At 56.5% G+C, this 25,612-nt stretch carries 17 protein-coding genes, 2 tRNA genes, 3 rRNA genes and 1 other annotated feature (1 of these 23 running past the window's edge); of the genes, 12 read left to right on the top strand and 10 right to left on the bottom strand.

Annotated elements, in window-relative coordinates; all coding sequences use genetic code 11:
* Positions 1 to 22 precede the first annotated feature (22 nt).
* The 4 genes from proX (at position 23) to emrB (ending at position 5,137) form a co-directional block, all read left to right on the top strand.
* The gene (gene proX, locus E7738_RS18760) at positions 23 to 1,018 is read left to right on the top strand and encodes a glycine betaine/L-proline ABC transporter substrate-binding protein ProX (RefSeq protein WP_021506467.1); all 996 of its coding nucleotides are present in this window, start codon (positions 23 to 25) and stop codon (positions 1,016 to 1,018) included.
* Between the two features lie 713 nt (positions 1,019 to 1,731).
* Complete coding sequence (gene mprA / locus E7738_RS18755; RefSeq protein WP_021506466.1) at positions 1,732 to 2,262, top strand: transcriptional repressor MprA; 531 nt, start codon at positions 1,732 to 1,734, stop codon at positions 2,260 to 2,262.
* A gap of 149 nt (positions 2,263 to 2,411) precedes the next feature.
* The gene (emrA, locus tag E7738_RS18750) at positions 2,412 to 3,584 is read left to right on the top strand and encodes a multidrug efflux MFS transporter periplasmic adaptor subunit EmrA (RefSeq protein WP_058770894.1); all 1,173 of its coding nucleotides are present in this window, start codon (positions 2,412 to 2,414) and stop codon (positions 3,582 to 3,584) included.
* 17 nt (positions 3,585 to 3,601) lie between these two features.
* On the top strand, positions 3,602 to 5,137 hold the full coding sequence (gene emrB / locus E7738_RS18745; RefSeq protein ID WP_021506464.1) for a multidrug efflux MFS transporter permease subunit EmrB: 1,536 nt from the start codon (positions 3,602 to 3,604) through the stop codon (positions 5,135 to 5,137).
* A gap of 42 nt (positions 5,138 to 5,179) precedes the next feature.
* On the opposite strand, the gene E7738_RS18740 is transcribed toward emrB, so the two are convergent.
* Positions 5,180 to 6,322 carry a tRNA/rRNA methyltransferase gene (locus tag E7738_RS18740; protein WP_127834470.1) on the bottom strand — a complete coding sequence of 381 codons (1,143 nt, stop codon included), beginning with the start codon at positions 6,320 to 6,322 and terminating at the stop codon, positions 5,180 to 5,182.
* A 156-nt stretch (positions 6,323 to 6,478) separates the two neighbouring features.
* Between E7738_RS18740 and trxC the strand changes: the two genes are divergently transcribed.
* The 5 genes from trxC to E7738_RS18715 all read left to right on the top strand — a co-directional run bounded on the left by trxC (position 6,479) and on the right by E7738_RS18715 (position 12,207).
* Positions 6,479 to 6,898, top strand: a complete 420-nt coding sequence (gene trxC, locus E7738_RS18735) for a thioredoxin TrxC (protein WP_021313847.1) — start codon at positions 6,479 to 6,481, stop codon at positions 6,896 to 6,898.
* A 76-nt stretch (positions 6,899 to 6,974) separates the two neighbouring features.
* Positions 6,975 to 7,667 (top strand): tRNA-uridine aminocarboxypropyltransferase, encoded by a 693-nt coding sequence (locus tag E7738_RS18730; RefSeq protein WP_394515931.1) that lies wholly within the window; start codon positions 6,975 to 6,977, stop codon positions 7,665 to 7,667.
* 86 nt (positions 7,668 to 7,753) lie between these two features.
* Positions 7,754 to 10,441, top strand: coding sequence for a bifunctional acetate--CoA ligase family protein/GNAT family N-acetyltransferase (locus E7738_RS18725; RefSeq protein WP_394516355.1), 2,688 nt, complete (start codon positions 7,754 to 7,756; stop codon positions 10,439 to 10,441).
* A gap of 83 nt (positions 10,442 to 10,524) precedes the next feature.
* Positions 10,525 to 11,883, top strand: a complete 1,359-nt coding sequence (gene pssA, locus E7738_RS18720) for a CDP-diacylglycerol--serine O-phosphatidyltransferase (protein WP_176428114.1) — start codon at positions 10,525 to 10,527, stop codon at positions 11,881 to 11,883.
* 3 nt (positions 11,884 to 11,886) lie between these two features.
* Positions 11,887 to 12,207 carry a YfiM family lipoprotein gene (locus E7738_RS18715; RefSeq protein WP_125310799.1) on the top strand — a complete coding sequence of 107 codons (321 nt, stop codon included), beginning with the start codon at positions 11,887 to 11,889 and terminating at the stop codon, positions 12,205 to 12,207.
* Here the strand turns inward: E7738_RS18715 and E7738_RS18710 are convergent, their stop codons facing one another.
* The 9 genes from E7738_RS18710 to rluD form a co-directional block, all read right to left on the bottom strand.
* The gene (locus E7738_RS18710) at positions 12,208 to 13,509 is read right to left on the bottom strand and encodes an MFS family transporter (protein WP_104188781.1); all 1,302 of its coding nucleotides are present in this window, start codon (positions 13,507 to 13,509) and stop codon (positions 12,208 to 12,210) included.
* A 211-nt stretch (positions 13,510 to 13,720) separates the two neighbouring features.
* A 5S ribosomal RNA gene (gene rrf / locus E7738_RS18705) occupies positions 13,721 to 13,836 on the bottom strand.
* 202 nt (positions 13,837 to 14,038) lie between these two features.
* A 23S ribosomal RNA gene (locus E7738_RS18700) occupies positions 14,039 to 16,944 on the bottom strand.
* Positions 16,945 to 17,143: 199 nt separating this feature from the next.
* A tRNA-Ala gene (locus E7738_RS18695) sits at positions 17,144 to 17,219 on the bottom strand.
* A 149-nt stretch (positions 17,220 to 17,368) separates the two neighbouring features.
* Positions 17,369 to 17,445 (bottom strand) — tRNA-Ile (locus E7738_RS18690).
* A 74-nt stretch (positions 17,446 to 17,519) separates the two neighbouring features.
* Positions 17,520 to 19,061 (bottom strand): 16S ribosomal RNA (locus E7738_RS18685).
* Together the 16S, 23S and 5S rRNA genes with 2 tRNA genes alongside form the textbook arrangement of a ribosomal RNA operon.
* A gap of 473 nt (positions 19,062 to 19,534) precedes the next feature.
* Positions 19,535 to 22,108 (bottom strand): ATP-dependent chaperone ClpB, encoded by a 2,574-nt coding sequence (gene clpB, locus E7738_RS18680; protein WP_021507314.1) that lies wholly within the window; start codon positions 22,106 to 22,108, stop codon positions 19,535 to 19,537.
* 125 nt (positions 22,109 to 22,233) lie between these two features.
* On the bottom strand, positions 22,234 to 22,962 hold the full coding sequence (gene yfiH, locus E7738_RS18675) for a purine nucleoside phosphorylase YfiH (RefSeq protein WP_222951717.1): 729 nt from the start codon (positions 22,960 to 22,962) through the stop codon (positions 22,234 to 22,236).
* Positions 22,959 to 23,939, bottom strand: coding sequence for a 23S rRNA pseudouridine(1911/1915/1917) synthase RluD (gene rluD / locus E7738_RS18670; protein ID WP_021507316.1), 981 nt, complete (start codon positions 23,937 to 23,939; stop codon positions 22,959 to 22,961). The genes yfiH and rluD overlap by 4 nt, the downstream gene beginning before the upstream one ends.
* 129 nt (positions 23,940 to 24,068) lie before the next feature.
* Between rluD and bamD the strand changes: the two genes are divergently transcribed.
* The 3 genes from bamD (at position 24,069) to pheL (ending at position 25,549) form a co-directional block, all read left to right on the top strand.
* Positions 24,069 to 24,809, top strand: a complete 741-nt coding sequence (bamD, locus tag E7738_RS18665; RefSeq protein ID WP_058759616.1) for an outer membrane protein assembly factor BamD — start codon at positions 24,069 to 24,071, stop codon at positions 24,807 to 24,809.
* Positions 24,810 to 25,076: 267 nt separating this feature from the next.
* Entirely contained in the window at positions 25,077 to 25,403 is a 327-nt protein-coding gene (gene raiA, locus E7738_RS18660) for a ribosome-associated translation inhibitor RaiA (protein ID WP_021507319.1), read from the top strand.
* A gap of 97 nt (positions 25,404 to 25,500) precedes the next feature.
* Positions 25,501 to 25,612, top strand: a sequence feature (Phe leader region) (it continues 13 nt past the right edge of the window).
* Positions 25,502 to 25,549: a pheA operon leader peptide PheL gene (gene pheL, locus E7738_RS18655; RefSeq protein ID WP_121497579.1), complete on the top strand. Its 48-nt coding sequence runs from the start codon at positions 25,502 to 25,504 to the stop codon at positions 25,547 to 25,549. It overlaps the preceding feature by 48 nt.

Here is a 25,612-nt window from a genome sequence, read left to right as displayed (position 1 = left end):
ACACGTAAAATAAGGAATGACTATGCGCAAGACAGCTCTATTCGCCGCCGTCCTGACCACGGTTGCCGCGACGCACGTGTCCGCCGCCGACCTTCCGGGCAAAGGCATTACCGTTAAACCGGCTCAGAGTACCATTTCCGAAGAGACCTTCCAGACGCTGCTGGTGAGCCGCGCGCTGGAGAAGCTGGGCTACACCGTTGAGAAGCCGAGTGAAGTGGATTACAACGTGGCTTACACCACCATTGCCGGCGGTGATGCCACGTTTATCGCTACCAACTGGCAACCGCTGCATGACGACATGTACAAAGCCGCCGGCGGTGATAATAAATTTTATCGCCAGGGCACCTACGTCAGCGGTGCCGCGCAGGGTTACCTGATCGACAAGAAAACCGCCGATCAGTACCACATCACCAACATCGAGCAGCTGAAGGATCCGAAGCTGGCCAGACTGTTTGATACCAATGGCGATGGCAAAGCAGACCTGACCGGCTGTACGCCAGGCTGGGGCTGTGAGGCGGTGATTAACCATCAGATCGAGGCCTACAAACTGAGCGATACCGTGGTACACAACCAGGGTAACTACTCGGCGATGATTGCCGACACCATTACGCGCTTCAAACAGGGTAAACCGATTCTCTATTACACCTGGACGCCATACTGGGTGAGCGACGTATTGAAGCCGGGTAAAGATGTGGTGTGGCTGCAGGTGCCGTTCTCCTCACTGCCAGGCGCGCAGAGCAAAGTGGATACCAGACTGGCCAACGGCGCCAACTATGGCTTCCCGGTGAACACCATGCATATCGTGGCCAACAAAGCCTGGGCGGAGAAGAATCCGGCGGCGGCAAAACTGTTTGCTGAAATGAAGCTGCCGATTGGCGACATCAATGCCGAGAACGCCGCGATGCATGCCGGTCACGCCTCAGAAGCGGACATCAACGGCCACGTTGACGGCTGGATTAAAGCTCATCAGGCGGAATTTGATAAATGGGTCAGCGACGCCATGGCGGCGGCGAAATAAGCCCACGCGGCACCTCGTCTCAGCCACGTGGTGCCGCCATTTTCCGCCCTCCCGCCCCGTCAGTAAGCGAAGCGTGCGCTATAGCGCACTGGTACGTCCTGTTAATTAACACAACATTGAAATAATTTTTTGGGTTATTATTACCCACATATGATTATTTACCCGCTTTTCCCACCAGCTATGTCTCCTTTCCGCCGCCCGCATCAGGTCCGTTGCGCCAGGATGAGTCTGCGTTATCGGTGGCATTCACCCTGCCACAGGACGGTTATACCGCAGATGACGAACGGAATTCATCACGCCGCTGGTGCTGGCGCGTTACCCGGACTAACCGGTGCCTTGTCGATTAACCCGTTGATTTACTCCGGCAAAGCCGGTCGGGAAAAGTGTTTAGAAAACGTAAAGATCAATGCAAAGTGGTGAGCGATACTGTTCATTAATGATTGGCTTTGTTATGGTTAGCCACACAGTTATTCACCTAAGTTATTTTTACTCGCGAAATTATTCAACCCACTGAAGGTTTCGCTTAGCGAATTGATGACGATGGCGGCTTTGTCTGCAAAGCGGCTGGTCAGGGCGCAAAGCCCAGGGTTATGGACCGACCTGGAACGCCAGGTGCTGACAGTGTGACGGTGCAAACAATCACAGGCGGAAAATATGACTACGCTTAATCTGTCACCCTCATTATTATATTTGTTGCAACTAAGAGGTTTTTAATGGAAAGCTCGTTTACTCCCATTGAGCAGATGCTAAACATCCGTGCTAATCGCCACAAAGATTTTCCGCTGCAGGAGATCATCCTGACCCGTCTGTGCATGCACATGCAGGGTAAGCTGCTGGATAATCGCAACAAAATGTTGAAGGCGCAGGGAATTAACGAAACTTTATTCATGGCGCTGATTACGCTGGACGCGCAGGAAAACCAGAGCATTCAGCCTTCTGAGCTGAGCTCGGCGCTGGGTTCTTCCCGCACCAACGCGACGCGTATCGCTGATGAACTGGAAAAGCGCGGCTGGATCGAGCGTCGTGAGAGCGACAACGATCGCCGTTGCCTGCACCTGCACCTGACGGAAAAAGGTAACGAATTCTTACGTCAGCTGCTGCCACCACAGCATCAGAGCCTGCAGTATCTGTGGTCCTCGCTGACCGATACCGAGCAGGAGCAGCTGGAAGCCATCACGCGTAAGTTGCTTAACCGTCTCGATAAAATGGACGAAGATCAGGTTATCGCTTCCCTGTCGCGTTAATAGCAAGAACTGCGACACAATCACCCACCGAAATCGCTATTTTAATCCCCTTTTATCCGGCCAGCGTTGCAAACGCTGGCTTTTTCGACTCGGGCGACCGTGTTGATGGATCAACACACCCCGACTAAATGGCAAACGTGGAGAACGACATGAGTGCGACAGCGGAAGCTCAAAGCCCGCAACAGCCCGCGAACAAAAAGAAGAAGCGCAAAGGTGCGCTGATCCTGCTGGCTATCGTGTTTATCGTGATTGGTGTGGGTTATCTGGCTTACTGGTATCTGGTGCTGCGCCACTTCCAGGAAACCGATGACGCCTACGTGGCAGGCAACCAGGTGCAGGTGATGGCCCAGGTTTCCGGCAGCGTGAATAAAGTGTGGTTCGAGGATACGGATCGGGTGAAAAAAGGTGACATTCTGGTGTCCCTGGATAAAACCGATGCGCAGCAGGCATTCGAGAAAGCGCAGACCGCGCTGGCCACCAGCGTGCGCCAGACGCACCAGCTGATGATCAACGGCAAACAGTATCAGGCTACCATCAAGCTGCAACAGACCGCGCTGGATCAGGCCGAATCCGACCTGAAACGTCGCGAGCCGCTCGGTGCCGCCAATCTGATTGGTCGCGAAGAGCTGCAGCACGCGCGTGATGCCGTGGCCACGGCGAAAGCCCAGCTGGACGTGGCGATTCAGCAGTACAACGCGAACCAGGCGATGATTCTGAATACCGACCTCGAAAACCAGCCGGCGGTAAAACAGAGCGCCGCTGAGCTGCGCGATGCCTGGCTGGCGCTGCAGCGCACCGACATCCGCAGCCCGATGGACGGCTATGTCTCGCGTCGCAGCGTGCAGGTCGGTTCACAGATCTCCACCAGCACACCGCTGCTGGCGGTGGTGCCGGCCACCAACCTGTGGGTTGACGCCAACTTTAAAGAGACGCAGCTGGCAGGCGTGCGCATCGGTCAGCCCGCCACGGTCATCAGTGATATCTACGGCGATGATGTGGAGTATCACGGCAAAGTGGTTGGTCTGGATATGGGCACCGGTAGCGCCTTCTCGCTGCTGCCAGCGCAGAACGCCACCGGTAACTGGATCAAAGTGGTACAGCGCCTGCCGGTGCGTATCGAACTCGATCCGCAGCAAGTGGCGCAACATCCGCTGCGTATCGGCCTGTCCACGCTGGTGAAAGTAGATACCCAGAATAAAGATGGCGCCGCGCTGGCCAGCAATGTCCGCACCCAGGCCGCGTATGAAAGTAACGCGCTGGCAATCGACCTTGCGCCGGTTAACCAGCTGATCGCTGACATTGTCCGTGCCAACGCGCAATAACCTCGCGGGAGGCTGTTATGGCACAAAAGCCGCTTGAAGGTGCGCCGTTAGTTCTGATGACCATCGCCCTGTCGCTGGCGACGTTCATGCAGGTACTCGACTCCACCATCGCTAACGTGGCGATCCCAACCATCGCCGGTAACCTCGGGGCGTCCAACTCGCAGGGCACCTGGGTGATCACCTCGTTCGGGGTGGCGAATGCCATCTCGATCCCGATCACCGGCTGGCTGGCAAAGCGCGTCGGTGAAGTGAAGCTGTTCACATGGTCGACCATTCTGTTCGCGCTGGCCTCATGGGCGTGCGGCATGTCCGAAAGCCTGGAGATGCTGATCTTCTTCCGCGTGATTCAGGGCGTGGTGGCCGGTCCGCTGATTCCGCTGTCGCAAAGTTTGCTGCTGAACAACTACCCGCCGGCCAAGCGCAGCGTGGCGCTGTCGCTGTGGGCGATGACGGTGATCGTTGCGCCGATCTGCGGTCCGATTCTCGGTGGCTGGATCAGCGATAACTATCACTGGGGCTGGATCTTCTTCATCAACGTGCCAATTGGCGTGGTGGTGGTGATGCTGACGCTGCAAACCCTGCGCGGGCGCGAAACCAAAACTGAGATCCGCCCGATCGATATGGTCGGTCTGGTGCTGCTGGTGGTGGGGATTGGTTCTCTGCAGGTGATGCTTGACCGCGGTAAAGAACTCGACTGGTTTGGCTCAACCGAAATCATCGTGCTGACGGTGGTCGCGGTGGTGTCGCTGGCTGTGCTGCTGGTGTGGGAGCTGACCGACGATCACCCGATTGTCGATTTGTCGCTGTTTAAGAAGCGAAATTTCACCATCGGCTGTCTGTCGATCAGTCTGGCTTACATGCTGTACTTCGGCTCGATCGTCCTGCTGCCGCAGCTGCTCCAGGAGGTATACGGCTATACCGCCACCTGGGCAGGGCTGGCATCGGCGCCGGTGGGGATCATTCCGGTGATTCTGTCGCCGATCATTGGTCGCTTCGCCCATAAGCTCGATATGCGGCGGCTGGTAACCTTTAGTTTTATCATGTACGCGGTGTGCTTCTACTGGCGTGCGTATACGTTTGAGCCGGGGATGGATTTCGGTGCCTCCGCGTGGCCGCAGTTTATCCAGGGGTTCGCGGTAGCCTGCTTCTTTATGCCGCTGACCACCATTACGCTGTCCGGCTTGCCGCCAGAGCGTATGGCGGCGGCCTCCAGCCTGTCGAACTTTGTGCGTACGCTGGCGGGTTCAATCGGAACGTCAATCACCACCACCATGTGGACAGACCGCGAATCGATGCACCACAGCTACCTGTCGGAATCGGTTAATCCATTCAATCCAAATTCGCAGCAAATGTATGATCAGCTGCAAAGCATGGGCATGACGCAGCAGCAGGCGTCGGCTTATATCGCCCAGCAAATTACTAATCAGGGCCTGATTATCTCGGCTAACGAGATCTTCTGGGCATCGGCGGGGGTGTTTTTGGTCCTGCTGGTTCTGGTGTGGTTTGCCCGACCGCCGTTTGGCGCGGGCGGCGGCGGCGGTGGCGCGCACTGAGTGACAGAAACAAAAACGGGCCACAGCGGCCCGTTTTTTTATTTATGCGTTCTGACGCCACCATTCGGCGAGCAGGATACCGGTGGCGACCGAGACGTTGAGGCTTTCAACGTTGCCGGTACCGCCAATCGACAGGCTGATATCGCCCTGCTGGAATGCGCTGTCTGACAGACCTTCACGCTCCTGACCCAGCACCAGTACCATTTTGGCTGGCAGCGCCGCCTGCGCCAGTGGCGTACCGGCGTGGCTGGATGTGGTCACAATGGTGTAACCGGCTTTGCGGAACGCTTCCAGACCCGCAGCAAAGCTTTCGCCGCTGATCGCCTGAACGTGCTCTGCACCACCTTCAGCCGTGCGGACTGCGGCACCCGACTCCAGCAGTGAGGCATCATTGACCAGCAAACCTTTGACGCCAAAGTGCGCGCAGCTGCGCATGATACCGCCAAGGTTGTGCGGGTTGCTGACATCTTCCAGCGCCAGTACGCAATCTTTGCTCTGCGCCTGCTGCAGCCATTCCGCCACCGGCATGCCCATGCGCTTCTTAATAATGAAGCACACGCCGCCGTGGTGTTCAGTCCCGGACGCTTTCGCCAGCTCGGCGTCGTCCACGACGTGATAGGCTTTGCGGTTTGCTGCCAGCCAGCGCAGGGTTTCGCGGAAGCGCGGCGTGACGCTTTGCACGAACCAGGCACGGACGATGCTTTCGGGACGGCTCTGGAACAGCGCCTGGCAGGCGTTTTCGCCATACACGCGCGTCTCTTCCTGACGCTGACGGCGAATCAGTTCCGGGTCGATAACCGGCTTGCTGCTGGCCGCTTCGTCACCCGCATCCGCTTCAGCGGCGACAGGCGGACGTGATACGGTGCGCCACGGTGAATCACTGAAGCCGCGATCGTCCCGATCGCTGCGGCGACCGCGCACGCTATCGTCACGCGGACCGCGCGAACGGCCAGCATCGTCACGTGGACCACGCGAACGCCCGGCATCATCGCCACGGGCGGTGCGCGGACGACCGCTCTCTTCATTATTACGGGTGCTGCGAGGACCAGAGCGACGATTCTCTTCCTGGCGCGCAGCAGGACGGCCGCCTTTGCCGGTACGGGGATTTGGCTTCTGACCGCCCTCCTCATCACGTACATACATCACTTTTACCTTGCCGCTTTTGCCTTTAAATTCGTCGTTCATCTGTTCCTCCAGCATTGAGAGCGCGAAGATTACCTGATGTGTCGGCGCTTAGCTATCAACTATTGAACCTATTGCTTAATCCAGATTGAGCATAGCATTCAACCTTTTCATAATGTTCACCAATCCTAAGATTTACAGGTCCGGTTTGAGGTGACGATGAATACTGTATGTGCCTCCTGTCAGGCAACTAACCGCGTTCCAGAAGAACGTCTGGCCGACGGAGCCAAATGCGGTCGCTGCGGCGATGCGCTGTTTAGCGGTGAAGTGGTGAATGCCACGGCGGCCACGCTGGATAAATACCTGCAGGACGATCTGCCGGTCGTGGTCGACTTCTGGGCGCCATGGTGCGGCCCGTGCGTGAACTTCGCGCCGGTGTTTAAAGACGTCGCCGACGAGCGGCGCGGCAAAGTGCGCTTCGTGAAAGTGAACACTGAGGCGGAACCTGCACTCAGCACGCGTTTTCGCATCCGCAGCATCCCAACCATTATGCTGTTCAAAAACGGTGAGATGGTGGACATGCTGAACGGTGCGATGCCGAAAGCGCCATTCAACGAATGGCTCGACGAATCACTCTAATCCCCCAGGGCCAGCCACGCGCTGGCCTTGTTTTTGCCCTTCTATTACACTGGCGTTTTTCCCTGTCCGCGATGCTATGTCTGAAAATGCCGTTCTGCGCCTGCGTGCGCAGCGTTTAGCGCGTGCCACGCGCCCGTTTCTCGCCCGAGGCAACCGCGTGCTGCGCTGTCAGCGCTGCCTGCTGCCGCATAAAAACTGTCTGTGCGCGACCCTGCAGCCGCAACAGGCGCGCAGCCGGTTTTGCCTGGTGATGTTTGATACTGAACCAATGAAACCCAGTAATACCGGCCGGCTGATTGCCGACATTCTGCCGGAAACCCAGGCCTTTGGCTGGTCGCGCACCGAGCCCGACGCCGCGCTGCTGGCGGCGGTGCAGACGGCCGATTATCAGCCGATGGTGGTGTTTCCCGGTGCCTACGCCGATGCCGATCGCCAGGTGCTGACCACGCCGCCCATCGGCGGCAAGCCCCCGCTGTTTATTATGCTCGACGGTACCTGGACCGAAGCGCGCAAAATGTTCCGCAAAAGTCCGTGGCTGGATAGCTTTCCGGTGATGTCACTGAATGTGGCGACACCGTCGCGCTACACGCTGCGCGAAGCTCATGCACCGGGCCAGCACTGCACCGCCGAAGTGGCCGCCGCGCTGCTGGAACAGGCAGGTGATGTCCCGGCGGCGCAGGCGCTGCAGCAGCACTTTGAACGCTTTCGTCAGGCCTATCTGGCCGGCAAACCCCACCATCCGATACACGCGCAAACAGACAATTTCTGAAGCTGGCTCGCAGCCTGACATCGACAAATCGGCAACCGGCGTAAAAGCGTTTACAATCATGCCAATCCCGAGAGCAGGAGCGAATGATGAGCCAACGTGGACTGGAAGCGCTGTTACGACCGAAATCAATTGCGGTGCTGGGTGCGTCGGTAAAACCGGGCCGCGCTGGCTATCTGATGATGCGCAACCTGCTGGCGGGCGGCTTTGGCGGTCCGGTGTTGCCGGTCACGCCCAAATACAAGGCGGTCAGCGGTGTGCTGGCCTGGCCGGACGTGGCCAGCCTGCCCTTCGCCCCCGACCTGGCGATTATCTGTACCCACGCCAGACGCAACCTGGAACTGTTACAGCAGCTGGGAGAAAAAGGCTGTAAAGCCTGCATTATTCTCTCCGCGCCGGCCAGCCAGCTGGAGGCGCTGAAAGCCTGTGCCAGCCAGTGGCAGATGCGCCTGCTGGGCCCCAACAGTCTGGGCCTGTTAGCCCCCTGGCAGGGGCTGAATGCCAGCTTCTCACCGGTACCGATTGCGAAAGGACGCATCGCCTTTATTTCGCAATCGGCGGCGGTTTCCAACACCATTCTCGACTGGGCGCAACAGCGCAACCTGGGCTTTTCGTGGTTTATCGCCCTGGGCGACAGCCTGGATATTGATGTCGACGACCTGCTGGATTTTCTTGCACGCGATGGCAAAACCAGCGCCATTTTGCTCTACCTGGAACACCTGAGCGACGCCCGGCGCTTCGTTTCTGCCTCGCGTAGCGCAGCGCGTAATAAACCGATTCTGGTGATCAAAAGCGGTCGCAGCCATCAGGCACAGGCGATGATCGGCACCGCCAGCGGACTGGATGCCGCCTGGGATGCCGCCATTCAGCGCGCCGGTCTGCTGCGCGTGCAGGACACGCATGAGCTGTTTTCCGCCGTGGAGTCGCTCAGCCACATGCGCCCGCTGCGCGGTGAGCGCCTGATGATTATCAGCAACGGCGCCGCCCCGGCAGCGCTGGCGTTAGATGAACTCTATGCGCGTAACGGCAAGCTGGCGACGCTGGATGAGCCCACGCTGCAGGCGCTGGCGGCCCTGCTGCCGGAGGGCATAGGGCGCGGTAATCCGCTGGATTTGAAAGATCATGCGACGCCCGCGCTGTACGTGGCCTGCGTAACACAGCTGCTCGACAGCCATGAACTGGATGCACTGATGATCATCCATTCACCCAGCGCCGTCTCTCCGGCCAGTGAAACCGCCGCGCAGATTATTGCGGCGGTGGCCGCGCATCCGCGGGGTAAGCAGGTGACGCTGCTGACCAACTGGTGCGGCGAACACTCTTCGCAGGAAGCCCGCCGCGCATTCACCCAGGCCGGCATTCCGACCTGGCGCACGCCAGAAGGTACGGTGACGGCATTCATGCACCAGGTTGAGTATCGGCGTAACCAGAAACAGCTACGCGAAACGCCAGCGCTGCCGCTGGGCCTGACGCAAAACAGCGCCGAGGCACATCAGCTGCTGCAACAGGCACTGGATAGCGGCATTACCACGCTGGATACGCACGAGGTGCAGCCCATACTGCAGGCTTACGGGCTGGCGACGCTGCCAACCTGGATCGCCAGCGACAGCCAGTCTGCCGCTAAGATTGCCGACCAGATTGGTTATCCGGTGGCGCTCAAGCTACGCTCGCCGGATATTGCGCATAAGTCGGATGTACAGGGCGTGATGCTCTATCTGCGCAGCGCGGCAGAAGTTGAACAGGCAGCAGACGCCATCTTCGATCGCGTGCGTGAAACGCATCCGCAGGCGCGCATTGACGGCCTGCTGGTGCAAAGTATGGCGAACCGCGCCGGTGCACAGGAGTTGCGGGTGGTGGTTGAGCATGACCCGCTGTTTGGCCCAATCATCATGCTGGGCGAAGGCGGTGTGGAGTGGCAGCCGGACAAGCAGGCCGCCGTGGCGTTGCCGCCGCTGAATATGACGCTGGCGCGCTATCTGGTAATTCAGGCACTGAAGAGCGGCAAAGTGCGCAGCCGCAGTGCACTGCGACCGCTGGATATCACCGGTCTCAGTCAGCTGCTGGTGCAGGTATCAAACCTGGTGGTGGACTGTCCGGAGATTCAGCGGCTGGATATTCACCCGCTGCTGGCATCCGCCAATACCTTTACCCTGCTGGACGTGACGCTGCAGCTGGCTCCGTTTCATGGCGACAGTGAGGCGCGGCTGGCGATTCGTCCCTATCCGCACCATCTGGAAGAGCAGGTGCAGCTTAAAGATGGCCAGCGCTGCCTGTTTCGCCCGATTCTGCCGGAGGATGAACCGCAGCTACGTGCCTTCATCGCCCGGGTCACCAAAGAAGACCTTTACTATCGCTACTTCAGTGAGATCAATGAGTTTACCCACGACGATTTGGCGAACATGACGCAGATCGATTACGACCGGGAGATGGCGATTGTCGCAGTACGCCAGCATAACGGTGCTGATGAGATTATCGGCGTGACGCGCGCCATCTCCGATGCTGACAATATCGACGCAGAATTTTCGGTATTAGTGCGTTCCGACCTCAAGGGTCTGGGCATGGGCAGGCGGCTGCTGGAAAAGATGATCCGCTATACGCGCGATCACGGCCTGCAACAATTGAACGGTATCACCATGCCGCACAATACCGGCATGATTACCCTGGCGCGAAAACTCAATTTTCGTGTGAATATTCAACTGGATGATGGCATTGTCAGCCTGAATTTACCGCTGGCTGACACCGGCGACCTGGCTGTAGAGAAAGGTAAAAATTCTCCTTAACCGGCCGGTTGATGTTATTATTTACCGTTAGAATCATGATTTGATGGCAAAAGGCCATACAATGAACAGAGAAGAAGTGCACTGTGATGTTGTCTAAATTCAAACGCAATAAACACCAACAACACCTCGCACAGCTGCCTAAACTGTCACAGTCCGTGTCGGATGTGACCACGCTTTACTCGCCCGCCGAGTTTCGTGAAACCCTGCTGACGAAAATCGCCACGGCAGAAAAACGCATCTGCATCGCCGCCCTGTATCTGGAAAATGATGACGGCGGACGCAGCATCATGCAGGCGCTGTATGCAGCGCGTCAGGCGCGCCCGGAACTGGATGTCAGCATTCTGGTGGACTGGCATCGTGCGCAGCGCGGCCGTATCGGTGCCGCGCGCGGCCTGACGAATGCCGACTGGTATTGCGAAATGGCGGCGCAGCATCCCGATATCGCGATTCCGGTGTATGGCATTCCGGTGAACACCCGGGAAGCGCTCGGTGTGCTGCATCTGAAAGGCTTCATCATTGACGATACGCTGCTCTACAGCGGTGCCAGCCTGAACGATGTTTATCTGCATCAGCATGACAAATACCGTTATGACCGTTATCAACTGATCCGTAATCCGCAGCTGGCGGACACTATGTTTCAGTGGATTGGTGAGAATCTCAAACATTCTGAGGCCGTTAACCGTCTCGACCAGGCCGAACGTCCCTCCAGCCCGGAAATCAAGAATGAAACCCGCCAGTTTCGTCAGGAGCTGCGCAGCTTCAACTATCAGTTTACCGGTGATGCCGGCAACGAATCACTGGCCGTCACGCCGCTGGTCGGGCTGGGTAAACGTAGCCTGCTGAACAAAACCATCTTCCATTTAATGCCCTGCGCCGAGCGTAAGCTCACGCTGTGCACGCCTTACTTTAACCTGCCGGCCATTCTGGTGCGCAATCTGATCCAGCTGCTGCGTCAGGGCAAAGAGGTCGAAATCATCGTCGGCGATAAAACCGCCAACGATTTCTACATTCCGCCACACGAGCCGTTCAAGATTATCGGTGCGCTGCCCTATCTGTATGAAATCAACCTGCGTCGCTTCCTCAGCCGGTTGCAGTATTACGTCAATAACGGCCAGCTGACGGTACGTTTGTGGAAAGATGGCGACAACAGCTATCACCTGAAAGGCATCTGGGTTGATGACGAGTGGATGATGATCACCGGTAATAACCTCAATCCGCGCGCCTGGCGACTCGACCTGGAAAATGCGGTGCTGATTCACGATCCGCTCAACCAGCTGGCAGAGCAGCGCGATAAGGAACTGGCGTTGATCCGTCAGCACACCACGGTGGTGAAACATTTCCGCGAGCTGGAGAGCATCTCTGATTATCCGGCTAAGGTGCGTAAGCTGATTCGCCGTCTGCGTCGCATCCGTATCGACCGCCTTATTAGCCGTCTGCTGTAGCCGATGCGTGCGCTCATCCTCTGTGCGGTATTACTGTGTAGCGGATGTGCGCATGTGGCGCAGGATAGCTGGACCGGCCAGGATAAAGCACAACACTTTTTCTCCTCTGCCGCTCTGGCTGCCGCGGGCAGTGAGATCTCTCAGCATCAACATCAGGGCCGCGGGCAAAATCTGCGCTTCGGCCTGCTCTTTTCGCTAAGCTTCGGCGTGGCCAAAGAAGCCTGGGACAGCCGCCCAGCCGGGAGCGGCTGGAGCTGGAAAGATCTTAGCTGGGATGTCGCCGGTGCGGCCAGCGGCATTGCCTTATGGAACCTGAGCCAGTAATCACAGCGCAATCCCCTTGCCTTTGCGGTGCAGCATCAGCGATACCAGAAATGCCAGCGCGCCCATTGCCGAGACATACCAGAAGAAGGTGGTTTCGATGCCGTGCTTCTTCAGTAATAGCGCCACGTACTCGGCCGAACCGCCAAAGATAGCATTAGCTACCGCATAGGAAAGCCCCACGCCAAGCGCCCGCACTTCCGGCGGGAACATCTCCGCTTTAAGGATGCCGCTGATGGCGGTGTAGAAACTGGTAATAATCAGCGCCAGCATCACCAGCACGAACGCCAGCCCGCTACTTTGCACATTCTGCAGTAACATCAAAATCGGCACGGTACAGATAGCCGCGCCAGCGCCAAAGATCATCATTGATGCCCGCCGGCCAATCTTATCTGACAGCGCGCCCACAATTGGCTGAATCAGCATGAATACCAGCAGCGCGCCGGTCATCAACGCACTGGCGCTGCGCGCATCCATACCCGCCGTGTTCACCAGATATTTCTGCATGTAGGTTGTGAAGGTATAGAAGCTCAGCGATCCGCCAGCGGTAAAGCCAAGCACCATCAGGAAGGCGCGCGAATGGTTACGCAGCAGGCCAAGGATGCTGCCGGCATCGCGATGTTCCCGGTGCTTTTTCTCGGAGGTTTCATTCAGTGAGCGACGCAACCACAGAGCGACCACTGCCAGAACCGCGCCAAGAAAGAACGGGATACGCCAGCCCCAGCTGCGCAGCGCTTCATCACTGAGGATTTGTTGCAGTACCACGACTGTCAGTACGGCTAACAGCTGACCGCCAATCAGGGTGACGTACTGGAACGACGCGTAGAAGCCTTTGCGCCCTTCCAGTGCCACCTCACTCATGTAGGTAGCGCTGGTACCATATTCACCGCCCACCGATAAGCCCTGAAACATGCGTGCCAGTAGCAAAATCACCGGCGCCGCAATGCCGATTTCGCCGTAGCCGGGTAAACAGGCAATGACCAGCGAACCAAAACACATCATGCATACCGAGATCAGCATCGAACTTTTTCGGCCGTGACGGTCCGCGATGTAGCCGAATAGCCAGCCACCGATAGGACGCATTAAGAAGCCCGCCGCAAACACGCCGGCCGTTTGCAGCAGCTGGGTAGTGGTGTCGCCGGCCGGGAAAAATACATGGGCAAAATAGAGCGAAAAGAACGAGTAGACGTAGAAATCAAACCATTCGACCAGATTGCCGGACGACGCGCCGACAATGGCCCAGATGCGTTTTTTACTGACGGCTGCCGCTTCCGGCTGGGCCGATTTTTGTTGTAAGTCGGTCATCTTTTACCTCATTTCCTTGCGAAGAACATCGCTAAAGCAATGAGTAAAGCATCTGAGAGCAGCGCGGGGGAATCAGAGCCCGTTCAGGATGACAAAATGTGACAGAGCTGGAGTTTTAGGGAGAGATTTTGCAAGGGGTGAAGTGGATTTAGCGATCGCCAGACGTAAAAAAGCCCCGGACTCTCGTCCGGGGCTTCTTTACTGGTTTGATGCCTGGCAGTTCCCTACTCTCGCATGGGGAGGCCCCACACTACCATCGGCGCTACGGCGTTTCACTTCTGAGTTCGGCATGGGGTCAGGTGGGACCACCGCGCTGTTGCCGCCAGGCAAATTCTGGTGCACGAAACGAATCTTTTTCACTGATGCCGCGTTGGCCGCCCTCGCAAAGTCAGTCACATACTCGTGTATGCTCCTTCCTTTCCTTCGGCCTGCCGCCTCGCCTCAGCGCAAAATCTTTCGTTTCCGCTAATTTTTCCGTCACAAGCTGAAAATTCTCCGGTCTCTCAGACCAAAACGCCTCTGGCGTTGTAAGGTTAAGCCTCACGGGTCATTAGTACCGGTTAGCTCAACGCATCGCTGCGCTTACACACCCGGCCTATCAACGTCGTCGTCTTCAACGTCCCTTCAGGACCCTCAAGGGGTCAGGGAGAACTCATCTCGGGGCAAGTTTCGTGCTTAGATGCTTTCAGCACTTATCTCTTCCGCACTTAGCTACCGGGCAGTGCCATTGGCATGACAACCCGAACACCAGCGGTGCGTTCACTCCGGTCCTCTCGTACTAGGAGCAACCCCCCTCAATTCTCCAGCGCCCACGGCAGATAGGGACCGAACTGTCTCACGACGTTCTAAACCCAGCTCGCGTACCACTTTAAACGGCGAACAGCCGTACCCTTGGGACCTACTTCAGCCCCAGGATGTGATGAGCCGACATCGAGGTGCCAAACACCGCCGTCGATATGAACTCTTGGGCGGTATCAGCCTGTTATCCCCGGAGTACCTTTTATCCGTTGAGCGATGGCCCTTCCATTCAGAACCACCGGATCACTATGACCTGCTTTCGCACCTGCTCGAGCCGTCACTCTCGCAGTCAAGCTGGCTTATGCCATTGCACTAACCTCCTGATGTCCGACCAGGATTAGCCAACCTTCGTGCTCCTCCGTTACGCTTTGGGAGGAGACCGCCCCAGTCAAACTACCCACCAGACACTGTCCGCAGCCCGGATTACGGGCCTACGTTAGAACATCAAACATTAAAGGGTGGTATTTCAAGGTTGGCTCCACGCAGACTGGCGTCCACGCTTCAAAGCCTCCCACCTATCCTACACATCAAGGCTCAATGTTCAGTGTCAAGCTATAGTAAAGGTTCACGGGGTCTTTCCGTCTTGCCGCGGGTACACTGCATCTTCACAGCGATTTCAATTTCACTGAGTCTCGGGTGGAGACAGCCTGGCCATCATTACGCCATTCGTGCAGGTCGGAACTTACCCGACAAGGAATTTCGCTACCTTAGGACCGTTATAGTTACGGCCGCCGTTTACCGGGGCTTCGATCAAGAGCTTCTCCTTGCGGATAACCCCATCAATTAACCTTCCGGCACCGGGCAGGCGTCACACCGTATACGTCCACTTTCGTGTTTGCACAGTGCTGTGTTTTTAATAAACAGTTGCAGCCAGCTGGTATCTTCGACTGGCCTCGGCTCCGGGAGCAAGTCCCTTCACCTACGCGCCAGCGTGCCTTCTCCCGAAGTTACGGCACCATTTTGCCTAGTTCCTTCACCCGAGTTCTCTCAAGCGCCTTGGTATTCTCTACCTGACCACCTGTGTCGGTTTGGGGTACGATTTCGTGTTACCTGGAGCTTAGAGGCTTTTCCTGGAAGCAGGGCATCAGTTACTTCACCGCCGTAGCGGCTCGTCGTCACGCCTCAGTGTTAAAGAAGACCGGATTTGCCTGGTCTTCACACCTGCACGCTTAAACCGGGACAACCGTCGCCCGGATAACCTAGCCTTCTCCGTCCCCCCTTCGCAGTAACACCAAGTACAGGAATATTAACCTGTTTCCCATCGACTACGCTTTTCAGCCTCGCCTTAGGGGTCGACTCACCCTGCCCCGATTAACGTTGGACAGGAACCCTTGGTCTTCCGGCGAGCGGGCTTTTCACCCGCTTTATCGTTACTTATGTCAGCATTCGCACTTCTGATACCTCCAGCGTGCCTCACAGCACACCTTCAGCGGCTTACAGAACGCTCCCCTACCCAACAACGCCTAAGCGTCGCTGCCGCAGCTTCGGTGCATGGTTTAGCCCCGTTACATCTTCCGCGCAGGCCGACTCGACCAGTGAGCTATTACGCTTTCTTTAAATGATGGCTGCTTCTAAGCCAACATCCTGGCTGTCTGTGCCTTCCCACATCGTTTCCCACTTAACCATGACTTTGGGACCTTAGCTGGCGGTCTGGGTTGTTTCCCTCTTCACGACGGACGTTAGCACCCGCCGTGTGTCTCCCGTGATAACATTCTCCGGTATTCGCAGTTTGCATCGGGTTGGTAAGCCGGGATGGCCCCCTAGCCGAAACAGTGCTCTACCCCCGGAGATGAGTTCACGAGGCGCTACCTAAATAGCTTTCGGGGAGAACCAGCTATCTCCCGGTTTGATTGGCCTTTCACCCCCAGCCACAAGTCATCCGCTAATTTTTCAACATTAGTCGGTTCGGTCCTCCAGTTAGTGTTACCCAACCTTCAACCTGCCCATGGCTAGATCACCGGGTTTCGGGTCTATACCCTGCAACTTAACGCCCGGTTAAGACTCGGTTTCCCTTCGGCTCCCCTATGCGGTTAACCTTGCTACAGAATATAAGTCGCTGACCCATTATACAAAAGGTACGCAGTCACACCCGAAGGTGCTCCCACTGCTTGTACGTACACGGTTTCAGGTTCTGTTTCACTCCCCTCGCCGGGGTTCTTTTCGCCTTTCCCTCACGGTACTGGTTCACTATCGGTCAGTCAGGAGTATTTAGCCTTGGAGGATGGTCCCCCCATGTTCAGACAGGATACCACGTGTCCCGCCCTACTCGTCGGACTCACAACTCATGCATCTTCGTGTACGGGGCTGTCACCCGGTATCGCGCGACTTTCCAGACGCTTCCACTGATGCACAAGCTGATTCAGGTCCTGGGCTGCTCCCCGTTCGCTCGCCGCTACTGGGGGAATCTCGGTTGATTTCTTTTCCTCGGGGTACTTAGATGTTTCAGTTCCCCCGGTTCGCCTCGTTAACCTATGTATTCAGTTAACGATAGTGTGTCGAAACACACTGGGTTTCCCCATTCGGACATCGACGGCTGTAGCGGTTCATATCACCTTACCGTCGCTTTTCGCAGATTAGCACGTCCTTCATCGCCTCTGACTGCCAGGGCATCCACCGTGTACGCTTAGTCGCTTAACCTCACAACCCACAGGCGTTTTGCAACGCTGCGGACTGCAAGCATTTGAGAGACCCGAACGCATCGTAAATTTCATTCTTATTACGGAGAATGAATACGACGCGTCGTTTCAAATTTTCAGCTTGTTCCGGATTGTTAAAGAGCAAATACTTCGCAGCACACCGTCGCCGGTATACTCTGAAGTAAGTTTCAGTACTGTAATGGTGGAGCTAAGCGGGATCGAACCGCTGACCTCCTGCGTGCAAGGCAGGCGCTCTCCCAGCTGAGCTATAGCCCCATACAGTCACTGCAGAGACCATCTACATCCACTCACCAGGAGTCACGTTTCTCACACGGGAAATGTGATTTCGTCTCAGGCAAGGCATGTTTTCGCGAAGCATAGTGAACTATGCGAGCCGGAAACATAACGCGGCATGAGAAGAAATCTGGTAGGCCTGAGTGGACTTGAACCACCGACCTCACCCTTATCAGGGGTGCGCTCTAACCACCTGAGCTACAAGCCTGTAGAGGTTTTTTCTGCTCGTTACTTTTCTATCAGACAATCTGTGTGAGCACTTCGCGGGAAGGTATCTTCAGGTAAGGAGGTGATCCAACCGCAGGTTCCCCTACGGTTACCTTGTTACGACTTCACCCCAGTCATGAATCACAAAGTGGTAAGCGCCCTCCCGAAGGTTAAGCTACCTACTTCTTTTGCAACCCACTCCCATGGTGTGACGGGCGGTGTGTACAAGGCCCGGGAACGTATTCACCGTAGCATTCTGATCTACGATTACTAGCGATTCCGACTTCATGGAGTCGAGTTGCAGACTCCAATCCGGACTACGACGCACTTTATGAGGTCCGCTTGCTCTCGCGAGGTCGCTTCTCTTTGTATGCGCCATTGTAGCACGTGTGTAGCCCTGGCCGTAAGGGCCATGATGACTTGACGTCATCCCCACCTTCCTCCGGTTTATCACCGGCAGTCTCCTTTGAGTTCCCGGCCGAACCGCTGGCAACAAAGGATAAGGGTTGCGCTCGTTGCGGGACTTAACCCAACATTTCACAACACGAGCTGACGACAGCCATGCAGCACCTGTCTCAGAGTTCCCGAAGGCACCAAAGCATCTCTGCTAAGTTCTCTGGATGTCAAGGCCAGGTAAGGTTCTTCGCGTTGCATCGAATTAAACCACATGCTCCACCGCTTGTGCGGGCCCCCGTCAATTCATTTGAGTTTTAACCTTGCGGCCGTACTCCCCAGGCGGTCGACTTAACGCGTTAGCTCCGGAAGCCACGCCTCAAGGGCACAACCTCCAAGTCGACATCGTTTACGGCGTGGACTACCAGGGTATCTAATCCTGTTTGCTCCCCACGCTTTCGCACCTGAGCGTCAGTCTTCGTCCAGGGGGCCGCCTTCGCCACCGGTATTCCTCCAGATCTCTACGCATTTCACCGCTACACCTGGAATTCTACCCCCCTCTACGAGACTCAAGCCTGCCAGTTTCAAATGCAGTTCCCAGGTTAAGCCCGGGGATTTCACATCTGACTTAACAGACCGCCTGCGTGCGCTTTACGCCCAGTAATTCCGATTAACGCTTGCACCCTCCGTATTACCGCGGCTGCTGGCACGGAGTTAGCCGGTGCTTCTTCTGCGGGTAACGTCAATCGGCGAGGTTATTAACCTCACCGCCTTCCTCCCCGCTGAAAGTACTTTACAACCCGAAGGCCTTCTTCATACACGCGGCATGGCTGCATCAGGCTTGCGCCCATTGTGCAATATTCCCCACTGCTGCCTCCCGTAGGAGTCTGGACCGTGTCTCAGTTCCAGTGTGGCTGGTCATCCTCTCAGACCAGCTAGGGATCGTCGCCTAGGTGAGCCATTACCCCACCTACTAGCTAATCCCATCTGGGCACATCCGATGGTGTGAGGCCCGAAGGTCCCCCACTTTGGTCTCGCGACGTTATGCGGTATTAGCTACCGTTTCCAGTAGTTATCCCCCTCCATCGGGCAGTTTCCCAGACATTACTCACCCGTCCGCCACTCGCCACCCAAAGAGCAAGCTCTTCTGTGCTGCCGTTCGACTTGCATGTGTTAGGCCTGCCGCCAGCGTTCAATCTGAGCCATGATCAAACTCTTCAATTTAAAGTTTGATTTGCTGCAACCAGTGCAGCGATGCTCTGTGAATTAAACTTCGTAATGAATTACGTGTTCACTCAGCAAAGACTTGATATTTTTTTACGTCCGGAGACGCTGATATCAATCCTGCGAGTGCCCACACAGATTGTCTGATAAATTGTTAAAGAGCGGTGCGACGCGGCGTTCGGCCTGCTGTCGCGAGGTGGCGTATATTACGCTTTCCTCCTTCAGAGTCAAACACTTTTTTCAGCGTTTTTCTCCGGCGGGGTGAATCGCTTCACGCCCTGCTGAGCCGCCTGCGTTGCCGCTTTGCCGTCTCAGTGGTGGCGCATTATAGGGACTTCGTTTCGCCTGACAAGCGCTAATTTGCAGTTTTTGCGCGACCGCTCACTTTCCAGGCAACACGTTGCAAAAACCAGCTGATTCTTGCGAAACAGCATAAAAAAACGGGCCCTGAGGCCCGTTTTTGTCACGTTGCGTTATTGATGCGCGACGATGGCATCGTCCTGCACATCCATTTCGATGGTTTTTCCCGGAACCAGCGCGCCAGACAAAATCTTCTGCGCCAGCGGGTTTTCAATCTGCTGCTGAATCGCCCGTTTCAATGGCCGCGCACCGTAAACCGGATCGTAACCATTTTCGCCCAGCAGTTTCAGCGCCGCGTCGGAAATGTGCAGCTGATAACCGCGCTCTTCCAGACGCTGATACAGCCGCTGCAGCTGAATCTGCGCAATCGAGGCAATATGTTTTTCACCCAGCGGATGGAATACCACCACCTCATCAATACGGTTGATAAACTCCGGACGGAAATGGTGTCCGACGACCGTCATCACCACATCTTTCATTTCCGCGTAATCAAGCGCGCCGAAACGTTCCTGAATCAGATCCGAACCGAGGTTAGATGTCATGATCACCACGGTATTGCGGAAGTCCACGGTGCGCCCCTGACCATCGGTCAGACGCCCATCATCCAGCACCTGCAGCAGAATGTTGAACACATCCGGATGCGCTTTTTCCACCTCATCCAGCAAAATCACCGAGTAAGGGCGACGACGCACCGCCTCTGTCAGGTAACCGCCTTCTTCATAACCGACGTAGCCTGGAGGTGCCCCGACCAGACGCGACACCGAATGTTTCTCCATGAATTCCGACATATCGATACGCACCATCGCGTCGTCGCTATCGAACAGGAAATTAGCCAGCGCCTTACACAGCTCGGTTTTACCGACACCGGTCGGTCCAAGGAACAGGAACGATCCGATTGGCCGGTTCGGGTCAGACAAACCGGCTCGGCTACGGCGAATGGCGTTCGATACCGCTTCAACCGCTTCGTCCTGGCCGATAACCCGGGCATGCAGCTCCTGCTCCATCCGCAACAGTTTATCGCGCTCACCTTCCATCATGCGGGCCACCGGAATACCGGTCCAGCGCGCCAGCACATCGGCGATCTCGACATCCGTTACGCGGTTGCGTAACAGCTTCATGGTTTTACCTTCCGCCTGCGTGGCGCTTGCCAGCTGTTTTTCCAGCTCCGGAATTTTGCCGTACTGCAGTTCCGACATCTGGCCAAGGTCACCCACACGCCGTGCCTGCTCCATAGCCAGACGCGCCTGTTCCAGCTCAGCTTTGATGTTTTGCGTGCCGGTCAGCGAGGCTTTTTCCGCTTTCCACTCTTCTTCAAGCTCAGCATATTCGCGCTCTTTCTGATCCAGCTCGCTTTCCAGCATCTCCAGACGCTTAACGCTGGCGTCATCCGATTCTTTCTTCAGCGCCTGCTGCTCCAGTTTGAGCTGGATGATACGCCGTTCGAGACGATCGAGCGGTTCCGGCTTGGAGTCAATCTGCAAACGAATACTCGACGCCGCTTCATCAATCAGGTCGATGGCTTTATCCGGCAACTGGCGATCGGCAATATAGCGGTGCGACAACGTTGCCGCAGCGACAATCGCCGGATCGGTAATTTGCACATGGTGATGCAGCTCATAACGCTCTTTCAGGCCACGCAGAATGGCGATGGTGTCTTCCACGCTCGGTTCGGCGACGAACACTTTCTGGAAGCGGCGCTCCAGCGCGGCATCTTTCTCAATGTACTGGCGATATTCATCCAGCGTGGTGGCACCCACGCAGTGCAGTTCACCGCGCGCCAGCGCCGGCTTCAGCATGTTGCCGGCATCCATCGCGCCGTCGGCTTTACCGGCGCCGACCATGGTATGCAGCTCATCGATAAACAGAATGACGTTGCCTTCCTGCTTGGCGAGGTCGTTCAGTACGCCTTTCAGGCGCTCTTCAAACTCGCCGCGATATTTCGCGCCGGCCACCAGCGCGCCCATATCCAGCGCCAGTACGCGCCGGCCTTTCAGCCCTTCCGGCACTTCGCCGTTAATGATGCGCTGTGCCAGCCCTTCAACGATGGCGGTTTTACCGACGCCCGGCTCACCGATGAGCACCGGGTTGTTTTTGGTACGACGCTGCAATACCTGAATGGTGCGGCGAATCTCTTCGTCACGCCCGATAACCGGATCTAACTTGCCGAGCTCAGCGCGCTCCGTCAGATCGATGGTGTATTTTTTCAAAGCCTGGCGCTGATCTTCAGCCCCCTGATCGTTCACGTTTTCCCCTCCCCGCAGTTGCTCGATGGCCTTAGCGAGTTTGTCCGCCGTGGCACCGGCAGACTTCAGTAAATCCGCCAGCGAGCCGCGCGATTCGAGGGCCGCCAGAACAAATAATTCAGATGAAATAAAGTTGTCGCCGCGCTTTTGCGCCAGCTTGTCACACAGATTCAGTACCCGGACCAAATCCGCTGATGGCTGAACGTCGCCGTCGGTCCCTTCGACCTGCGGCAAACGATTGATGGCTTGTTCAATGCTGGTACGCAGGTTAGCGACATCCGCTCCCGCCGCGCTGAGCAGCGGACGTACCGATCCACCCTCCTGGTTGAGCAGCGCGCTCATCAGGTGCAGGGGTTCGATGAATTGATTATCGTGTCCCAGAGCAAGGGACTGTGCATCGGCCAGGGCCAACTGGAATTTGTTGGTAAGACGATCCAGACGCATGATTCCTCCCATTACAGGTCAAAATGCTACTGGAGATTAAATGAGGTCATCCCTCAAATTTTCAAGGTTAATGACCTGAGTTGTGAGCAAAAAATACGCTTACTGGATCGTCTTGCGGCGTAAGGTTATCTCAGCCAAATCAAAGTTGCCATACGCCCGGTGATTCCGTCGCGTCGGAAGGAGAAAAAATCGGCGCTTTCCTGATAGGTGCAGCGCGCATCAGCCGTGACAGATCGCACGCCAGCGGCCTGCAGACGCTGGGTTGCCAGCAGCCAGATATCGGCAAAATATTTCTCGCCGGCCGGGCGAAAAGCCGCATCGGCAGCGGCATCCTGCGCCAGGAACGCACTGCGCACCTCGGCCCCCACTTCAAATGCCTGCGGACCAATCGCCGGACCGAGCCAGGCATGAATCTCGCTCGCCGGGCAGTGAAACTGTGCCAGCGTCTGCTCCAGCACCCCATGACACAACCCGCGCCAGCCGGCATGTGCCGCGGCAACTTCGCTGCCATCATGGCTGCAAAACAGCACCGGCAGACAGTCGGCGGTCATCACTGCACACACCACGCCGCTTTCCCGCGTTATCGCCGCATCGGCTCGCGGCAGGGACGCAGCCGCCGGCAGACGCGCCACCGTCTGGCCGTGTACCTGCTCCAGCCACTGCGGCATCGCCGGTAGCGCCAGTTGCTCGACCACGCGCTGACGATTGTGCATCACGCAATCCGCCTCGTCCCCGACGTGCGCGCCAAGGTTGAGGGAATCCCATGGCGCAGTGCTAACGCCGCCGTGCCGCGTGGTCGAATAAGCCTGCACGCGCGCCGGCGCTGGCCACTGCGGCACGATCCAGTCACTCATAGCCAGTCCAGCTGATCGCGGAACTCGTCGGTATCGGCTTTCAGTGCCTCAATCAGATCAACCATGTCCTGCGGCAATGGCGCGTGCCACTCCATCTCAATCCCGGTGATCGGATGATAAAGACGCAGCATAGTGGCGTGCAGCGCCTGGCGGTCAAAACCGCGCAGCGTACTGATAAAAGCCTCAGAAGCGCCCTTTGGCGGACGCGGACGACCACCGTACAGCGGATCGCCCACCAGCGGATGATTAATGTGCGCCATGTGCACGCGAATCTGGTGAGTACGGCCGGTTTCCAGGCGCAGGCGTAAGCGCGTATGGGCGCGGAAATGCTCCATGATGCGATAGTGCGTGGTGGCCGGTTTACCCATCGGATGCACCGCCATGTGGGTACGCTTGGTAGAGTGACGCGCCATCGGCTCATTCACCGTACCGCCGGCGGTCATGGTGCCAATCGCCACCGCTTCATATTCACGGGTGATTTCACGCAGCTGCAGCGTTTCAACCAGATGCGTCTGCGCCGGTACCGTTTTGGCCACCACCATTAGTCCGGTGGTGTCTTTATCCAGACGGTGCACGATGCCGGCGCGCGGCACGTCGGCAATCGCCGGATAGTGATAAAGCAGCGCATTCAGTACCGTGCCGTCCGGATTACCGGCGCCAGGGTGGACCACTAAGTCGCGCGGTTTGTTGATCACCAGGATGTGGTCATCTTCATAAACAATATCCAGCGGAATATTTTGCGCTTCCCAGCGCTGCTCCTCTTCGATCTCGGCATCAATCGCCACCCGCTCACCGCCGAGTACTTTCTCTTTCGGTTTATCGATGATGGTGCCGTTGACGCTGACCCGACGCTCAAGGATCCACTCTTTTATGCGGGAACGTGAATAATCAGGGAACAATTCCGCCAAAGTCTGATCTAAGCGTTGTCCAAGCTGTGCTTCGGACACCGTTGCGGTGAGTTGAACTTGTTGTGCCATATACAGCTTCTTCGTTAACGTTGGGTTTTCACGGCGATGCCGTTTAATATAATGTGCTATCGTACTGGTCATTACCGGGAGCTATACGGACAGCTTCCGCCATAACACTTTGAGGATAATCATTTCGTCATGACGCGTATGAAACATCTGGTGGCTGCTGCCACACTGAGCCTGAGCCTGGCACTGGTGGGCTGTTCCGGCTCATCGGACCCGGTCCCGGACAGCCCGCCGTCTGAAATTTACGCCACAGCGCAGCAAAAGCTGCAGGACGGTAACTTTAAAGCGGCGATTAAGCAACTGGAAGCGCTGGATAACCGTTATCCGTTTGGTCCTTACTCGCAGCAAGTGCAGCTGGATTTGATCTACGCGTACTACAAAAATGCCGATCTGCCACTGGCGCAAGCCGCCATTTCCCGCTTTATGCGCCTGAACCCGACGCACCCTAACATTGATTACGTGATCTATATGAAGGGCCTGACGGACATGGCACTGGATGATTCCGCGCTGCAGGGCTTCTTCGGGATCGATCGTTCCGACCGCGATCCTACCCATGCGCGTGATGCATTCCGTGACTTCTCTCAGCTACTGCGCGGCTATCCGAACAGCCAGTACGCGGCAGATGCGCAGAAACGTCTGACGTTCCTGAAAGATCGCCTGGCGAAGTATGAGCTCTCCGTGGCGCAATTCTATACCAAGCGCGGTGCCTATGTCGCCGTTGTTAATCGGGTTGAAGGTATGATGCGCGATTATCCGGACACCCAGGCCACGCGTGACGCGCTGCCGTTGATGGAAAATGCCTATCGCCAGCTGCAGCTGACGACGGAAGCCGACAAAGTCGCGAAAATCATTGCGGCGAATAGCGCGTCCTGATTTTCGTGCCATAAAAAAAGCAGCCGCTGTGGCTGCTTTTTTTTGGTCAGAAAACCGTCTGCAACGGGTTTTTCCGCTACGGTTAACTCATCAATCTTGCCCCTGTCCCCGCTGTGCATCAAGCTTTTTTCGCCCTTTTCCCGGCCTTTCTCACAATTCGCTGGCATTGACAAAAAGTGACATTCCAATGTGATCCAGATCACACATTTTCCTGATTTGCGCGGTATGCTGGTCCTACCCAGACGGAAATGACAGAGAGGTTTAACTATGATTCTGAACATTACCAGCAAACAAATGGAAATCACTGCGGCAATCCGCAACCATGTCGAAGACCGTCTCGCCAAGCTGGAAAAATGGCAAACCCACCTGATAAATCCGCACATTGTGTTATCGAAAGAGCCGAAAGAATTTGTGGCCGATGCCACCATTAACACGCCAAACGGCACGCTGGTCGCCAGCGCGAAACACGATGATATGTATACGGCCATCAATGACTTGATCGCCAAGCTGGAGCGCCAGCTAAATAAAGCACAGCACAAGCCTGAAGCACGGCGCGCCACCAGCAGTGTTAAAGATTTCACCCCTGCCGGGTAATTTATCGCTTTTCAGCAACGCGCCTGCGGGCGCGTTTTTTATTGACAGCTTTTAAGCTGTGCGGTTACTCTCAGTTCACTTTATTGCCGGAATTGATCATGAAACTACTGCCGTTCTTCTTCGCATTCTTTTTTACCTTCCCCTGATTGGGAGGCGATTCGTCGTGTGAAAATGAATGCGAAGACGAACAACAAAGCCTCCCAACCGGG

It is taken from the genome of Pantoea sp. SGAir0430 (genome assembly GCF_043549295.1).
The sequence above is the reverse complement of the archived record's forward strand: the minus strand, read 5'-3'. Positions and strand labels throughout refer to the sequence as shown.

Excerpts from the sequence above, each read along its gene's own strand:
- proX (WP_021506467.1), top strand. The coding sequence starts at position 23 with ATGCGCAAGACAGCTCTATTCGCCGCCGTCCTGACCACGGTTGCCGCG.
- mprA (WP_021506466.1), top strand. The coding sequence starts at position 1,732 with ATGGAAAGCTCGTTTACTCCCATTGAGCAGATGCTAAACATCCGTGCT.
- emrA (WP_058770894.1), top strand. The coding sequence starts at position 2,412 with ATGAGTGCGACAGCGGAAGCTCAAAGCCCGCAACAGCCCGCGAACAAA.
- emrB (WP_021506464.1), top strand. The coding sequence starts at position 3,602 with ATGGCACAAAAGCCGCTTGAAGGTGCGCCGTTAGTTCTGATGACCATC.
- E7738_RS18740 (WP_127834470.1), bottom strand. The coding sequence starts at position 6,322 with ATGAACGACGAATTTAAAGGCAAAAGCGGCAAGGTAAAAGTGATGTAT.
- trxC (WP_021313847.1), top strand. The coding sequence starts at position 6,479 with ATGAATACTGTATGTGCCTCCTGTCAGGCAACTAACCGCGTTCCAGAA.
- E7738_RS18730 (WP_394515931.1), top strand. The coding sequence starts at position 6,975 with ATGTCTGAAAATGCCGTTCTGCGCCTGCGTGCGCAGCGTTTAGCGCGT.
- E7738_RS18725 (WP_394516355.1), top strand. The coding sequence starts at position 7,754 with ATGAGCCAACGTGGACTGGAAGCGCTGTTACGACCGAAATCAATTGCG.
- E7738_RS18715 (WP_125310799.1), top strand. The coding sequence starts at position 11,887 with ATGCGTGCGCTCATCCTCTGTGCGGTATTACTGTGTAGCGGATGTGCG.
- E7738_RS18710 (WP_104188781.1), bottom strand. The coding sequence starts at position 13,509 with ATGACCGACTTACAACAAAAATCGGCCCAGCCGGAAGCGGCAGCCGTC.
- clpB (WP_021507314.1), bottom strand. The coding sequence starts at position 22,108 with ATGCGTCTGGATCGTCTTACCAACAAATTCCAGTTGGCCCTGGCCGAT.
- yfiH (WP_222951717.1), bottom strand. The coding sequence starts at position 22,962 with ATGAGTGACTGGATCGTGCCGCAGTGGCCAGCGCCGGCGCGCGTGCAG.
- rluD (WP_021507316.1), bottom strand. The coding sequence starts at position 23,939 with ATGGCACAACAAGTTCAACTCACCGCAACGGTGTCCGAAGCACAGCTT.
- bamD (WP_058759616.1), top strand. The coding sequence starts at position 24,069 with ATGACGCGTATGAAACATCTGGTGGCTGCTGCCACACTGAGCCTGAGC.
- raiA (WP_021507319.1), top strand. The coding sequence starts at position 25,077 with ATGATTCTGAACATTACCAGCAAACAAATGGAAATCACTGCGGCAATC.